Source organism: Micromonospora sp. LZ37 (assembly GCF_059359015.1).
In genome coordinates this window covers 203,531-217,858 of record NZ_JCADBL010000008.1, presented here as the reverse complement: position 1 = coordinate 217,858, position 14,328 = coordinate 203,531, and the positions used below count along the sequence as shown (strand labels likewise).

13 protein-coding genes are annotated in these 14,328 nt (G+C 74.5%); 7 read left to right on the top strand and 6 right to left on the bottom strand.

The features are described 5' to 3' along the window. The first annotated feature begins 51 nt into the window (after nucleotides 1-51). The 3 genes from AC5L3Z_RS18420 (at nucleotide 52) to AC5L3Z_RS18410 (ending at nucleotide 2,310) form a co-directional block, all read left to right on the top strand. The gene (locus AC5L3Z_RS18420; protein WP_494843589.1) at nucleotides 52-714 is read left to right on the top strand and encodes a response regulator transcription factor; all 663 of its coding nucleotides are present in this window, start codon (nucleotides 52-54) and stop codon (nucleotides 712-714) included. Next, entirely contained in the window at nucleotides 711-1,907 is a 1,197-nt protein-coding gene (locus AC5L3Z_RS18415) for a sensor histidine kinase (RefSeq protein WP_494843587.1), read from the top strand. The genes AC5L3Z_RS18420 and AC5L3Z_RS18415 overlap by 4 nt, the downstream gene beginning before the upstream one ends. A 97-nt stretch (nucleotides 1,908-2,004) precedes the next feature. Continuing rightward, complete coding sequence (locus tag AC5L3Z_RS18410) at nucleotides 2,005-2,310, top strand: VOC family protein (RefSeq protein WP_494843585.1); 306 nt, start codon at nucleotides 2,005-2,007, stop codon at nucleotides 2,308-2,310. Nucleotides 2,311-2,365: 55 nt separating this feature from the next. Here the strand turns inward: AC5L3Z_RS18410 and AC5L3Z_RS18405 are convergent, their stop codons facing one another. From AC5L3Z_RS18405 to AC5L3Z_RS18380, 6 genes are all read right to left on the bottom strand, one after another. Continuing rightward, nucleotides 2,366-3,211, bottom strand: coding sequence for a hypothetical protein (locus AC5L3Z_RS18405; protein WP_494843583.1), 846 nt, complete (start codon nucleotides 3,209-3,211; stop codon nucleotides 2,366-2,368). Between the two features lie 134 nt (nucleotides 3,212-3,345). Then, a complete protein-coding gene (locus AC5L3Z_RS18400) occupies nucleotides 3,346-4,275 on the bottom strand; it encodes a hypothetical protein (RefSeq protein WP_494843581.1) in 930 nt (309 codons plus the stop codon). A 162-nt stretch (nucleotides 4,276-4,437) separates the two neighbouring features. Then, entirely contained in the window at nucleotides 4,438-6,507 is a 2,070-nt protein-coding gene (locus AC5L3Z_RS18395; protein ID WP_494843579.1) for a 3-hydroxyacyl-CoA dehydrogenase NAD-binding domain-containing protein, read from the bottom strand. After that, complete coding sequence (locus AC5L3Z_RS18390; protein WP_494843577.1) at nucleotides 6,504-7,697, bottom strand: thiolase family protein; 1,194 nt, start codon at nucleotides 7,695-7,697, stop codon at nucleotides 6,504-6,506. Before AC5L3Z_RS18390 ends, AC5L3Z_RS18395 begins: the two co-directional genes overlap by 4 nt. A 247-nt stretch (nucleotides 7,698-7,944) precedes the next feature. Beyond that, on the bottom strand, nucleotides 7,945-9,252 hold the full coding sequence (locus AC5L3Z_RS18385) for a ribonuclease D (protein ID WP_494843575.1): 1,308 nt from the start codon (nucleotides 9,250-9,252) through the stop codon (nucleotides 7,945-7,947). Between the two features lie 137 nt (nucleotides 9,253-9,389). Next, nucleotides 9,390-9,962 carry a DUF3000 domain-containing protein gene (locus AC5L3Z_RS18380; RefSeq protein WP_334526942.1) on the bottom strand — a complete coding sequence of 191 codons (573 nt, stop codon included), beginning with the start codon at nucleotides 9,960-9,962 and terminating at the stop codon, nucleotides 9,390-9,392. A gap of 186 nt (nucleotides 9,963-10,148) precedes the next feature. On the opposite strand from AC5L3Z_RS18380, the gene hemE reads away from it, so the two are divergent. The 4 genes from hemE to AC5L3Z_RS18360 all read left to right on the top strand — a co-directional run bounded on the left by hemE (nucleotide 10,149) and on the right by AC5L3Z_RS18360 (nucleotide 14,281). Then, the gene (hemE, locus tag AC5L3Z_RS18375) at nucleotides 10,149-11,246 is read left to right on the top strand and encodes a uroporphyrinogen decarboxylase (protein WP_494843573.1); all 1,098 of its coding nucleotides are present in this window, start codon (nucleotides 10,149-10,151) and stop codon (nucleotides 11,244-11,246) included. 7 nt (nucleotides 11,247-11,253) lie between these two features. Next, a complete protein-coding gene (hemG, locus tag AC5L3Z_RS18370) occupies nucleotides 11,254-12,663 on the top strand; it encodes a protoporphyrinogen oxidase (RefSeq protein ID WP_494843571.1) in 1,410 nt (469 codons plus the stop codon). Further along, on the top strand, nucleotides 12,660-13,361 hold the full coding sequence (gene hemQ / locus AC5L3Z_RS18365; protein WP_494843570.1) for a hydrogen peroxide-dependent heme synthase: 702 nt from the start codon (nucleotides 12,660-12,662) through the stop codon (nucleotides 13,359-13,361). The genes hemG and hemQ overlap by 4 nt, the downstream gene beginning before the upstream one ends. Before the next feature lie 125 nt (nucleotides 13,362-13,486). Continuing rightward, nucleotides 13,487-14,281, top strand: a complete 795-nt coding sequence (locus AC5L3Z_RS18360; RefSeq protein WP_494843568.1) for a hypothetical protein — start codon at nucleotides 13,487-13,489, stop codon at nucleotides 14,279-14,281. The last annotated feature ends 47 nt before the right edge of the window (nucleotides 14,282-14,328 follow it).

Here is a 14,328-nt window from a genome sequence, read left to right as displayed (position 1 = left end):
GGGTTTGGTGGCCGGCACTAGGTTGTCGGGCAGGTCGGCGAGGAGGTCGGGATGCGGGTACTGGTGGTCGAGGACGAGCGCAACCTCGCCGACGCGATCGCGCGCGGGCTGCGCAAGCGTGGCATGGCGGTCGACGTGGCCTACGACGGCGACGCCGGCCACGAGGCCGCCTTCGTCACCCGGTACGACGTGGTGGTCCTCGACCGGGACCTGCCGGGGATGCACGGCGACCAGATCTGCGCCGAGCTGGCCGCCTCCGGCACCCTGACCCGGGTGCTGATGCTGACCGCCAGCGACAGCGTGGCGGACCGGGTCGAGGGGCTGGGTCTCGGCGCCGACGACTACCTGCCCAAGCCGTTCGCCTTCGACGAGCTGGTCGCCCGGGTGCAGGCGCTGGGCCGGCGGGCCACCCCGGCCGCCCCGCCCGTGCTGGCGATCGCCGACCTGGTGCTGGACCCGGCCCGCCGGGTGGTCAGCCGGGGCGGCGCCCCGGTCGACCTGACCAACAAGGAGTTCGGCGTGCTCTGCGAGCTGGTCAAGGCTCGCGGCGCGGTGGTCTCCAGCGAGGAGCTGCTGGAACGGGTCTGGGACGCCAACACCGACCCGTTCACCACCATCGTCCGGGTGACCGTGATGACCCTGCGCAGGAAACTCGGCGACCCGCCGCTGATCGAGACGGTCGTCGGCGCCGGCTACCGGACGGTGGGGGCATGACCCGCCGGCTGCGCCCCACGCTGCGGCTGCGGCTGACCCTGCTCAACGGGGTGCTGCTGGTGGGCGCCGGGGCGGTCCTGGTGGCGCTGGCCTGGCTGCTGGTCCGCGACGCGCTGCGCCCGAGCGACGAGCTGCGCGCCGGCACCACCGTGCTGCTGGCCGACGGCCGCACCCTCGACGCCGCCGTCTGGCAGCGTCAACTGGTCGACGCGGCGTCGCAGGAGCTGCTGTTCAAGGGCCTGGTCGCCCTGCTGGCGATCAGCGTGGTCGGGGTCGCCGGGGCGTACCTGGTGGCGGGGCGGGCGCTGCGGCCGCTGCACCAGGTCACCGCCACCGCGCAGCGCCTCGGCGAGGCCACCCTGGACCAGCGGATCGGCTGGTCGGGGGCGGACGACGAGGTGGCCGAGCTGGCCCGCACCTTCGACGCGATGCTGGACCGGATCGCCGCCGCCTTCGAGGCGCAGAAACGCTTCGTCGCCAACGCCTCGCACGAGCTGCGTACCCCGCTCGCGGTGATGCGGACCGAGATCGACGTCACGCTCAGCGACGACGAGGCGGACACGGCCGAGTACCGCCGGATGGCCACCGTGGTGCGCGACGCCTCGGAACGGGCCAATGGGCTGGTGGACGCGCTGCTGGTGCTCGCCCGCAGCGAGGCCCAGACCGGTCGCCGGCTGGCCCGCCGCACCGAGTGCGACCTCGCCACCGGTACGGCCAACGCCCTGTCGGCCGTCGCCCGGGAGGTGGAGCGGATCGGGCTGCGGGTGCAGACCTCGCTCCGGCCGGCTCCGGTGGTCGGCGATCCGGGACTGCTGGACCGGCTCGCCGGCAATCTGATCGAGAACGCGGTCCGCTACAACCACCTGCACGGCCGGCTCTGGGTACGGACCGGCACCGGCGGATGCAGCTCCTTTCTCGTGGTGGGGAACACCGGCTTCGAGGTGGACCCGGCCGACGTGCCGGGGCTCTTCGAGCCGTTCCGGCGGGGCGGGCGGGAGCGGACCGGGGCGCGCGGGTCCGGGCTGGGGCTCTCCATCGTCCGGGCGGTCTGCGACGCGCACGGCGGCGCCGTCACGGTCGTGACCCAGCCCGGTGGCGGGCTGGAGGTGACCGTGGCGCTGCCGGCCGCCGGCGCGGAGGGCGCGGTCGCGCGGCCCGCCGCCGTCCGGTCGACCGCGCACCGGGAGCGGTGACGCCGCTCCTGCTGTCGGCCTGCTCGTCCGCGCCGCCCGTCCCGGCCACGCTCCGGGGAGCGGCGGAATCCGGTTGGCGGGCGGTCGGGCGGGTGGAATGATCAGCCCGCGTCAGCCAGAGGCGACGAAGGGAGGTGCGTCCGATGTCCACCATGCACCGTCGCCCGCCCCGCCCCGGTCACCGCTGACATCCACGTCCGCGGGGCGCATCCCGCCACTGGACCTGGAGCCGACCGACCGGACCCGGGACGAGGAGGTCGAGCGGCTGCTCGGGATCGGCGCGGTCCAGGTGGCCGACCACCGCCGCCCGGACGGCTCGGGCTGGGTGGTGCTGGCCGACCCCGAGGGCAACGGGTTCTGCGTCCTGCGCAGCGCCCCGGAGCGCGCCGCCACGGCCGGCTGACCGGATCGGGCCCCGTCCACTTCGGTGGACGGGGCCCGCTGTCGCGGCGTACGGGTCAGGACTTCTGCTCGATCTGTCCGCGCATGGTGGCGAACTCCGCCTGCACGTCGTCGCCGTTCTTGAAGTAGATCATGATCATGCCGAGGCTGCCCTTGTCGCTCCAGAGGCAGACGCCCAGCGGCACCTTGGCGGCCTTGGCGTCGCCGCACCTGGCCACACCGCCGAGCGGCCCCGCGTCGACGGTCTTCATCGCGCCGATCTCGACGTCGCTGGTCCGGGCGCCGGCGAGGAAGTCGTTCAGTGTCCTGGTCGGGTCGGGGTTCAGGCCGGAGGCGGCCGCGACCATCACCAGGTCCCGCTTGGCGGGGTTGCCGTAGAAGGCGCCGGCGGTGCTGGTCGCGTCCGGGATGGTGCGGTTGAGCTCCGACTCCAGCTGCTTGGCGACATCCTGGAGGTTCGGGTCGGTGACCTTCGGTCGGCCGGCGAGCGTCTCCGGCGCGCTGACCCGGATGTCCTGCGCGTCGACCGCCTCCTTCACCTCGTCCTTGACCAGGAAGAAGACGGCCGCGCCGCCGCCCAGGCAGAGCACCAGCAGCGCGGCGAGCACGATCAGCACGATCTTGCCGGCGGAGGACTTCTTCGGCGCCGGCGGGACGCCCGGGCCGCCGTACGGCTGGCCGGGCGCGTTCGGGTCGCCCCACGGCTGGCCGGGCGGAGCGGGGGCGCCGACTGGCGGCGGGTAGGCCCCGGGCTGCGGCGGCGGGTAACCAGCGGGCTGCTGCTGCGGGTAGCCCCCCGGCGGCGGATATCCGCCGGGCTGTTGCTGCGGCGGCGGGTACGAGCCGTACGGCCCGTCGCCCTGCGGATTCGGGGGATAGGGGTTGGCCGGCGGCTGGGACATGGGACGGCTCCAGGTCTGCGGGGAGGGGAACGGGTGATCTTAGCCAGCCGCTGTCGGCGAACCGCCGGCCGACCGGGACGGTCCCGGGTCGACGGTCCCGATGGGGGTGACCGCCGACCCGGGCACGCGTCGACTCAGGACCGCTTCTCGAGCTGGCCCCGGATCCTGATGAACTGGGCCTTCGCCTTGGCGCCGGTGGAGAAGAACATCACGACGATGCCGACGCTGCCCTGGTCGGCCCAGGCGCAGACGCCCAGCGACACGCCGGAGGTCCGGCCGTCGCCGCAGCGCGCGGCACCGCCGAGCGGGCCCGGGTCGACGGTGGACATCTTCCGGGCGGCCAGTTCGCCGGAGAGCCCCTCGACCGCCTCGTCGAGCTCGCTCTCCGGGTCCAGGACGAAGCCGGAGGCGCCGGCGACCATGATCATGTTTCGCCGGGTCGGGCTGCCGTAGAACGCGCCGATGGCGCCGTTCTCGTTGCGGACGGTCGACTTCATGTCCTCGACCATCTCGTCGGCCAGCTTCCGCAGCTCCGGGTCGGTGCTCTTGGCCCGGCCGGCGAGGCTCTTCGGCGCGACCAACCGGATCCGCGGCTCGGCGCTGGGCTCCGCCGAGGGGGTCTCCTCGGCGGTGGCGGTGGCGGTGGCGGTGGGCGTCGCGCCCCGCGGGGGCGTGGAGCCGGCCACCGGGTCCGGGTCGTCCCCACCGGAGAGGGCGACGTAGGCGAGGCCGCCGCCGCCCAGGCAGAGCACCAGCAGGCCGGCCAGCCCCAGCGACAGGATCAGCGGGAGCCGGGACTTCCTGGCCGACGGGGCGGCCGGGGCGCCGTACGGCTGCTCGGCCGGGGCGCCGTAGGGCTGGCCGTACGGCGGCTGCACGGAGGGGAAACCCCCGTACGCCTGGGTGGGTTGGGGATCGGGGTGCGGCCCCGGCTGGGGCGCGGCCGGCCAGCCACCGGCCTGGGTGGGCGGCGGGGGCTGGCCGCCGGGCGGGTACGGGTGGGGGCCGGGGGGCGGGCCGTGCTCCGGCTGCCCGGACCAGGGATCGACCGGCGGTGAGGACATTGATCAGCTCCAGCGCGAGATGAGAACGGGTGATGGTAGCCAGCCGAAGTCCCCTCCCGCTGCCCCGTGTCCGAGCCGACGGCGCCCACCAACGACGATCGCGGTGGCCGGCGGCGCCGCGAGGGGCGCGCCGACCACCGCGATCGCGGGCAGCGGGTGGGGTCAGCCGCGCAGGCTGGCCGCCCCGAGCGGCAGGAACCGCCGGCCGGTGACCCGCTCGGAGGTGCCGGTCCGGTCCAGATACGGCGTGACGCCGCCCAGGTGGAACGGCCAGCCGGCGCCGAGGATCATGCACAGGTCGATGTCCTGCGCCTCGGCGACGACGCCCTCGTCGAGCATCAGCCGGATCTCCTGCGCCAGCGCGTCGAGCGCGTTCTGGCGCACCTGCTCGGCGGTGAGCGGCTGGTCGCCGACCACCAGGAGCTTGGCGACGTCCTCGTTCACCCGGTCGTCGACCACGATCGGCTGGCCGGACTCGGCGATCCGCTTGAGGTTCTCGCTGACCGCGAAGCGGTCCGGGAACGCCGTGTGCAGGGTGCCGCCCACGTGGTACGCCACCGCCGGCCCGACCAGCTGGAGCAGGGCGAGCGGGCGCATCGGCAGGCCCAGCGGGTCCAGCGCGCTGTTCGCCACGTCCAGCGGGGTGCCCTGGTCGACGGCGGCGAAGACGGTGCCGAGGAAGCGGGTGAGCAGCCGGTTGACCACGAACGCGGGCGCGTCGGAGACCAGCACCGACGACTTCTTCAGCTGCTTGCCGACGGCGAACGCGGTGGCCAGGGTGGCGTCGTCGGTCCGCTCGCCGCGGACGATCTCCAGCAGCGGCATCATCGCCACCGGGTTGAAGAAGTGGAAGCCGACCACCCGCTCCGGGTGCTCCAGCTCCGCCGCCATCGCGGTGACCGACAGCGACGAGGTGTTCGTCGCCAGCACCGCCTCCGGCTTGACGATCTTCTCCAGCTCGGCCCAGACCTGCTTCTTGACGTCCAGGTCCTCGAAGACCGCCTCGATGACGAAGTCGGCGTCGGCGAAGACGCCCTTGTCGACCGAGCCGCTGACCAGGCCGTACAGCTTGGCGGCGGTGCCCTTGTCCATCCGGCCCTTGCTGACGGCCTTCTCGATCTGGGTGTGCACGTAGCCGACACCCTTGTCCACCCGGGCCTGGTCCAGGTCGGTCATGACGACCGGCACCTGGAGGCGGCGGGCGAAGAGCAGCGCGAGCTGGCTGGCCATCAGGCCGGCGCCGACGATGCCCACCTTGGTGACCGGCCGGGCCAGGCCCTTGTCCGGCGCGCCGGCCGGCCGCTTGGCCCGCCGCTGCACCAGGTCGAAGGCGTACAGGCCGCTGCGCAGTTCCTCGCTGAAGACCAGGTCGGCCAGGGCCTCGTCCTCGGCGGCGGTGCCGGTGGCGAAGTCGGCGTCCTTCGCCGTCTCCAGCAGGTCCAGCGCCTTGTACGCGGCCGGGACCGCGCCGTGCAGCCGCTGGTCGAGGGTCTGCCGGGCGAAGTAGAGCACGCCCGCCCACATGTCCTTGTCGACCTCGGGACGGACCACGGTGACCTCGCCGCGGACCACGCCGGCGGCCCACTCCAGGGACCGCTCCAGGAAGTCGCCCGGCTCGAGCAGCACGTCCGCGATGCCCATCTCGGCGGCCTGCTTCGGCTTGAGCATCTTGTTCTGCATCAGCGGGTTCTGGATGATCACCTGGGTCGCCGCCGGGATGCCGATCAGGTTCGGCAGCAGCTGGGTGCCGCCCCAGCCGGGCACCAGGCCGAGGGAGACCTCGGGCAGGGCCAGCGCCGCCGCGCCGCCGGAGAGGGTCCGGTAGTGGCAGTGCAGGGCCAGCTCCAGGCCGCCGCCCATCGCCGCGCCGTTGACGAAGGCGAAGGTCGGGATCTCGCTGTCCTTGAGCCGGGCGAAGACCCGGTGGCCGAGCCGGCCGACCTCGAGGGCCTGCTCCCGGTCGGCGAGCGCCGGCAGGCCGACGATGTCGGCGCCGACGCAGAAGATGTACGGCTTGCCGGTGACCGCGATGAACGCCGGGTTCGCCGCGAGCGCCGCGGTGATCGCCTCGTCCAGGCTGGTCAGACCGGCCGGGCCGAAGGTGTTCGGCTTCGTGTGGTCGAAGCCGTTGTCCAGTGTGATCAACGCGGCCGGCCGGTCCAGGCCCGGGACGTTCACCTGGCGCAGCAGCGCCCGGGTGACGACCTCGTTCGGGGCGGAGAGCGCGCTCACTTGTTTCCCTCCCAGTGCGGGTTCTCCCAGATCACGGTGCCGCCCATGCCGATGCCGATGCACATGGCGGTGAGGCCGTAGCGGACCTCGGGGTGCTCGGCGAACTGTCGGGCGAGCTGCGTCATCAGCCGGACGCCCGAGGAGGCGAGCGGGTGGCCGATGGCGATCGCGCCGCCCCAGGGGTTGACCCGCGGGTCGTCGTCGGCGATGCCGAAGTGGTCGAGGAAGGCGAGCACCTGCACGGCGAACGCCTCGTTCAGCTCGAACAGGCCGATGTCGTCGATGGTCAGGCCGGCGATGCGCAGCGCCTTCTCGGTCGACGGGATCGGGCCGATCCCCATGACCTCGGGCTCGACGCCGACGAAGCCGTACGAGACCAGCCGCATGGCGACCGGGAGGCCCAGCTCGCGGGCAGTGGCCTCGTCGGCGAGCAGGCTGGCAGTGGCGCCGTCGTTCAGGCCGGCCGCGTTGCCCGCGGTGACCTTGCCGTGCGGGCGGAACGGGGTCTTGAGGGTGGCGAGCTTCTCCAGGGAGGTCTCCCGGGGAGCCTCGTCGGTGGTGGCCAGGCCCCACGCGCCCTCGGCGTCACGGATCGCGACCGGCACCATGTCGTCCTGGAGCTTGCCGTTGGCGTACGCCTTCGCCGTCTTCTGCTGCGAGGCGAGCCCGAACGCGTCGGTGCGCTGCTTGGTGATGTGCGGGACCAGGTCGTGCAGGTTCTCCGCGGTGGCGCCCATGACCAGGGCGGACGGGTCGACCAGCTTCTCGGCGATGATCCGCGGGTTGGGGTCGACGCCCTCGCCCATCGGGTGCCGGCCCATGTGCTCGACGCCGCCGGCGATGGCGATGTCGTAGGCGCCCATGGCGATGCCGCCGGCGACGGCGGTGACGGCGGTCATCGCGCCGGCGCACATCCGGTCGATGGCGAAGCCGGGGACGGTCTTGGGCAGCCCGGCCAGGAGGGCGGCGGTGCGGCCGATGGTCAGGCCCTGGTCGCCGATCTGGGTGGTGGCGGCGATGGCCACCTCCTCGACCCGCTCCGGGGGCAGCTGCGGGTTACGGCGCAGCAGCTCGCGGATGCAGCGGATCACCAGGTCGTCGGCGCGGGTGTTGGCGTACATGCCACCCGCCTTGCCGAACGGGGTACGGACGCCGTCGACGAAGACGACATCCCGAACTTCACGGGGCACTTGAGCCTCCTATTCGACCATGATCCGGCCTTCGCGCCGGCAGGCGGCACTCCGAACCGAATGAGGGTCGCCGACACGGGCACGTTCCCCCGGATGCTACTCGCCAGTAACCAACACCGACAGCACCCCCCATGTGGCCCACCCCACACCTCTCACCCCCGCCCGAGTGCCGTCGATCATGAAGTTGTCGCCCCGGCGCGCCGAGCGCGGGGGCGACAACTTCGAGTCAGCGAAGGGGTGGGGTGGGTCAGGGGGTGGAGAGGGCCTCGGTGAGGGCGGGGAGCAGGAGGGTGAGCTGCCACTCCCGGGCGCCGAAGCCGCGCAGGACCTCGCCGACGGTCGCGTCGGTGATGTCGTCCGGCGGCTGCCAGGCCAGCCGGCGGATCGAGTCCGGCGTGATCAGGTTCTCCGGCGGCAGATTGTGCTCCCCGGCGATGCGGACCACCACCTCACGGCAGCGGGTCAGCCGGCCGGCGGCCACCGGGTCGCGCTCCGCCCAGCGGTGCGGCGGCGGCGGACCCTCGACCGTCGGCGCCACCGGCAGGGCGTCCTCGGGCAACTGCCGGGCGTCGTCCAGCGCCGCCAGCCAGGTCCGGGCCAGCCGGCGCACCGAACGGCCACCGAACCCGGGCAGCGTCAGCAGCGTCTTCTCGTCCTTCGGGTCCAGCTCGGCGGCGGCCACGATCGCCGAGTCCGGCAGCACCCGCCCCGGGGCGGCGTCCCGCCGCGCGGCGATCTGGTCCCGGGCGTACCAGAGGGAGCGGACCCGGGCCTGCGCCCGCGCCCCGCGTACCCGGTGGATGCCCGAGGTCCGGCGCCAGGGCTCCGCCCGGACCCGCGGCGGGCGGGCGCCGTTGCGGACCAGCGCGGCGAACTCCTCCGCCGCCCACGCCGACTTGCCCTGCCGGGTCAGCTCCTCGTCCAGCGCGTCCCGCAGGTCGACCAGCATCTCCACGTCCAGCGCGGCGTAGGTCAGCCAGGACTCGGGCAGCGGCCTGCTCGACCAGTCCGCCGCCGAGTGGTGCTTCTCCAGCGTGTAGCCGAGCAGCTGCTCGGTGAGGGCGGCCAGCCCGACCCGCTCGAAACCGGCGAGCCGGGCGGCCAGCTCGGTGTCGAAGAGCCGACGCGGGCGCAGACCCACCTCGGCCAGGCAGGGAAGGTCCTGGCTGGCGGCGTGCAGCACCCATTCGGCGTCGCCGATCGCCTCGTCCAGCGCGGTCAGGTCGGGCAGCGGCAGCGGGTCGATCAGCGCGGTTCCGGCGCCCTCCCGGCGCAGCTGCACCAGGTAGGCCCGCTGGGAGTAGCGGTAGCCCGAGGCGCGTTCGGCGTCGAGGGCGACCGGGCCGGTGCCCGCGGCGAAGCGGGCCACGACCTCGTCGAGTTCGCTCGGGGCGGCCACCGGCTTGGGGGTGCCGTCGCGGGGCGTGGTCAGCGGGACGGGCCCGCCGCTGGGCTGGTCGGTCCCCACGTCCTCCGGCTCCGGCGCGGCCGAGGGCGAGGCGTCTCCCGTACGGCTTTCGGCGGCCCGACGGCGCAGGGGTGGTTCGTCGGTCACCTGACAACCCTAGTGCGCGCCGCGATCCCGTGTGCGCAGCCGGTCCGGGGTGTGTCGGTCAAGTGTCCGGCGGGTGGCCGCGCGGATCGGACATCCGGGCCCCGTCGGCGCGTCCGGGCAGCTCCGTACCGGTGCGGTCAGGCGGCGCCGGCCGGACGGCGCCCGGGCAGGGCGGTCACCCCGGGCGGGGGCAGCCCCGCCGTCGAGGCGAGCAGCGCGCACCAGGCGAGCAGGTGGCGGCCCAGGTCCTCGCCGAGCGGCGTCCAGGAGGCCCGGATCTCGATGTCCCCGGCGGCGGGCGGCCCGGCCAGCTCGCCGAACCGGGTCGACAGGGTCTGCGTGACCGTGCCGCCGGCCGCCCGGTACGGGGCCTCGTGCGCCTCCAGCGCGTCGGTCAGCCAGGTCCAGCCGACTCCGGGCAGCAGCGGGTCGGCCGCCAGGTCGACCTCCAGCTCGGCCGTCACGTAGGTCACCAGCCGCAGCGTGCCCTGCCAGGCCTCGTGGCCGGCCGGGTCGTGGAGCAGGATCAGCCGGCCGGTGGCCACCTCGTCCTCCTCGCGCGGCACGGCGGCGGAGAGCGCGAAGGCGTACGGGGCGAGGCGCTGCGGGGCGCCGACCTCCTCCAGGACGATCTCGGGCCGGCAGGTGACCGACCGCAGCCCGGCGACCGCGCGGGCGAACGTCTCCGGGGGCGCGATCGGGGGGGCCATGCCGGCAGCCTATGCCGCCGTCCGGCCGCCCGCCGGGACGGCACGCCGAGGGCCGGACCCGGTGCGGCGCGTCGACGGGCGGCACGTCCCGCCCATGGCACCAGGGCCGGACGACCCGGCGGACGCGGGTCACAAATGGCGGCGCTGCCCGTTGGCGTCACCCGGGACCGTGGCACGATTGCCGCGATGACCACCGACACCACGGGCCGTGCCGCCCGAGACGGAGAATCCCGCCGCGGCGGACCGGCCGACTCGCCCTTCGTCCGGGCCTGCCGCCGCGAGCCGGTGCCGCACACCCCGGTCTGGTTCATGCGCCAGGCCGGCCGGTCGTTGCCGGAGTACCGGGAGATCCGGGCCAACGTGGCGATGCTGGACTCCTGCCGCCGCCCCGAGCTGGTGACCGAGATCACCCTCCAGCCGGTCCGCCGGCACGGCGTCGACGCCGCGATCCTGTTCAGCGACATCGTGGTGCCGGTCGCCGCGGCCGGCGTCGACCTGGACATCGTCCCCGGCACCGGCCCGGTGGTGGCCGAGCCGGTGCGCACCGCCTCCGACGTCGAGCGGATCCGGCCGATCACCCGCGACGACGTCTCCTACGTGGACGAGGCGGTCCGGCTGCTCGTGGCCGAGCTGGGCGACACCCCGCTGATCGGCTTCGCCGGCGCGCCGTTCACCCTCGCCAGCTACCTGGTCGAGGGCGGCCCGTCCCGCACCCACGCCAAGACCAAGGCCCTGATGTACGGCCAGCCGGAGCTCTGGCACGCGCTCTGCGCCCGGCTCGCCGAGGTGACCCTCTCCTTCCTGCGGGTGCAGGTCGACGCCGGGGTCTCCGCGGTGCAGCTCTTCGACTCCTGGGCCGGCGCGCTGTCGGAGGCCGACTACCGCCGCTACGTGCTGCCGCACTCGGCGGTCGTGCTCGCCGGGCTGGCCGACGCGGGCGTGCCCCGGATCCACTTCGGGGTGGGCACCGCCGAGCTGCTCGGCGCCATGGGCGAGGCCGGCGCCGACGTGGTCGGCGTGGACTGGCGTACCCCGCTGGACGTCGCCACCCGGCGGATCGGCCCGGACCGCGCGGTGCAGGGCAACCTCGACCCGACCGTGCTGCTCGCCCCCTGGTCGGTGGTGGAGACCGAGGTCCGGCGGATCGTGGAGCAGGGCCGGGCCGCCCCCGGCCACGTGTTCAACCTCGGCCACGGCGTCCTGCCGGAGACCGACCCCGACGTGCTGACCCGGGTGGTCGCGCTGGTGCACGAGGTGTCCGCGCGCCGGGCCGAGCAGGGCTGAGGGCGTCGTGCGGCGGCCGTGGCGGGTGGCGGTGGTCGGCGGTGGCATCGCCGGCCTGGCCGCCGCGGTCCGGTTGCGCGACGGCGCCCCCGCCGGCACCGAGATCACCGTGTACGAGCAGTCCGGCGCGCTCGGCGGCAAGCTGCGCACCGGTGAGCTGGCCGGGCAGCCGGTGGAATTCGGCGCCGAGTCGTTCCTGATGCGCGACCCGGCCGGCGGCGAGTCCGCCGCAGTGGGCCTGATCCGCCGGCTCGGCCTGGCCGATTCGATCGTGCATCCCACCGTCGGGCAGGCCGCGCTCGCCGTCGACGGCGGGCTGCGCCCGATGCCCGGCGGCACGCTGGTGGGCGTACCCGGGGATCTGGAGAAGGTGGCGGCGGTCGCGACGCCGGCGGCGGACGCCGACCGCGACGCCGGCCGCCCGCTGCTCGGCGCGGACGACGACGTCTCCGTCGGCGCGCTGGTCCGGTCCCGCGTCGGCGACCAGGTGGTCGACCGGCTGGTCGACCCGATGCTCGGCGGGGTCTACGCCGGCCGGGCCGACGACCTCTCGCTGGCCACCACCATGCCGGCGCTGGCCCGCGCGGCCAGGGTGGAACACACCCTGGTCGGGGCGGTCCGCGCCGCGCAGGCCGCCGCGCCGCGCCCGCCCGGCGCGCCCGTCTTCGGCACCCTGGTCGGCGGGCTCAGCCGGCTGGTCGAGGCGGCGGCGCGGGCCAGCGGCGCGACGATCCGGCGGGACGCCGCCGTGCGGGAGCTGAAGCCGACCGCCGACGGCTGGCAGTTGACCGTCGGCCCGACCCGCGACCCGGAACTCATCGAGGTGGACGCGGTGGTGCTCGCCGTGCCGGCCCGGCCCGCCGCCCGGCTGCTCACCGACTGCGCCCCGGCGGTCGCCGCGACGATCGGCGGCCTCGACTACGCCAGCGTGGCGCTGGTCACCCTGGCGCTGCCCGAGCCGGCGCTGCCGCGGCTCTCCGGCTTTCTGGTGCCGGCCACCGAGGGGCTGCTGGTCAAGGCGTCGACCTTCTTCACCACCAAGTGGGGGCACCTGGCCCGGCCGGACGGGCTCGCGCTGGTCCGCGCCTCCGTCGGCCGCTACGGCGAGGAGACCTCGCTCCAGCTCGCCGACGCCGACCTGGTGGCCGCCGTGCACCGGGAACTCTCCGGCGTGCTCGGGGTGCCGCTGCCCGCGCCGGTCGCCGACCACGTGCAGCGCTGGGGCGGCGCCCTGCCGCAGTACGCCCCCGGTCACCTCGACCGGCTCGCCGCCGCCCGGGCGGCGTTGCGCGCGACCCATCCGACGCTGGTCCTGGCCGGCGCCGGATACGACGGCGTCGGCATCCCGGTCTGTGTCCGCTCCGGCGAGACGGCGGCCGGGGAGATCATCGAAGCACTGGGAGGATCGGGTCAATGACCGAGCAGACCAACGCGGCCCGGCTCAAGGAGCTCAACGCCAGCATCCGCTACACCATGTGGTCGGTGTTCCGGGCCACCAGCCCGCTGCCGTCCCTGCGGGAGAACGTGACCGGCGAGGTCGAGGCCCTCTTCGAGGAGCTGGCCGGCAAGGACGTGACGGTCCGCGGCCTGTACGACGTCGCCGGCCTGCGCGCCGACGCCGACCTGATGATCTGGTGGCACTCCTCCTCCAGCGACGCCCTCCAGGACGCGTACCTGCGCTTGCGGCGGACCACCCTGGGGCGGGCGCTCACCCCGGTCTGGTCGCAGATGGCGCTGCACCGGCCGGCCGAGTTCAACAAGAGCCACATCCCGGCGTTCCTCGCCGACGAGGAGCCCCGCGCCTACGTCTGCGTCTACCCGTTCGTCCGCTCGTACGAGTGGTACCTGCTGCCCGACGCCGAGCGGCGGGAACTGCTCGCCGAGCACGGCAAGATGGCGCGCGGCTACCCGGACGTGCGGGCCAACACGGTCGCCTCGTTCGCCCTCGGCGACTACGAGTGGATGCTCGCCTTCGAGGCCGACGAGCTGCACCGGATCGTCGACCTGATGCGGGACCTGCGCGCCTCCGGCGCCCGCCGGCACGTGCGCGAGGAGGTCCCGTTCTACACCGGCCGCCGCCGCTCGGTCGCCGAGATCGTCAACTGCCTGGTGTGAGACAGCGGGGCCCCGGTCGACACCGGGGCCCCCGCCGCCGTCCCGTCCGCACCGCGCGGTGGCACCGGTGTACTTCAATCGCTCGTGGCAGCACTTCACGACCGCGGACAGCGTTGGAGGACCGGGTGGATGCCGTGGGGCTCGTCTCCGCCATCGTCTCCGTGGCCGGTGCGGTGCTCACCGCGCTCCTCGGTTACTGGTATCAGCAGCGGGCGCGACGGCTCGACCGGCGGAGCTACATGGACCGTTACGGGGCGCACCTGGCGATGGCGGCCTTCGATCTCCAGAGCAGGATCTTCAACATCCTGCACGGCCGGCGTGTCGACGCGGCCGGCGAGAGCCGGGGGTTCCTGACCGCCTTCGTCGTGCACGGCAGCGCCGACGATGCGGAGTACGCCCGGCGGAGCACGGCGTTCGTGTTCGCCGAGTACCTGGCCTGGGTGGAGATCCTCCGCCGGGACGTCCAGTTCCTGGACCTGGGCAGGAACCGGCTGAACCGGGACGTGATGCGGCAGATCTCCCGGATCGGCGGCATCCTGAGCGGGATCCACTTCGGGCAGCTCGACGTCGGGACCGAGTTCCGCATCTTCCGGACGGCCCAACGCGCCATCGGGGAGGTCATGGTCCAGACGGACGACGAGACCGGCCGGCGACACTGCCGCGGGTACGCCGAGTTCGACACCCTGCTCGACGAGGACGACTCGTTCCGGCGGTGGTTCACCCCGCTGTTGGGCGACGTCGACCGGGTCGCGGCGGCTCCCGATCCCGCACTGCCGAGGCTGACCGAGCTCCAGCACCGGCTCGTCGAACTGGTCGACCTGCTGGATCCCCGGTTCATCCGTTTTCCGCGCGAGCACCGCTCCCGCTTCGCCTGGTCGGAGGCGGCCGACCACGGCGGGCGGCTGACGTCGGTGACCTGAGCCCGCCCGCCGCCGGCCCGGGTCGCGCCGCTGGTGGCCCGTGGGCC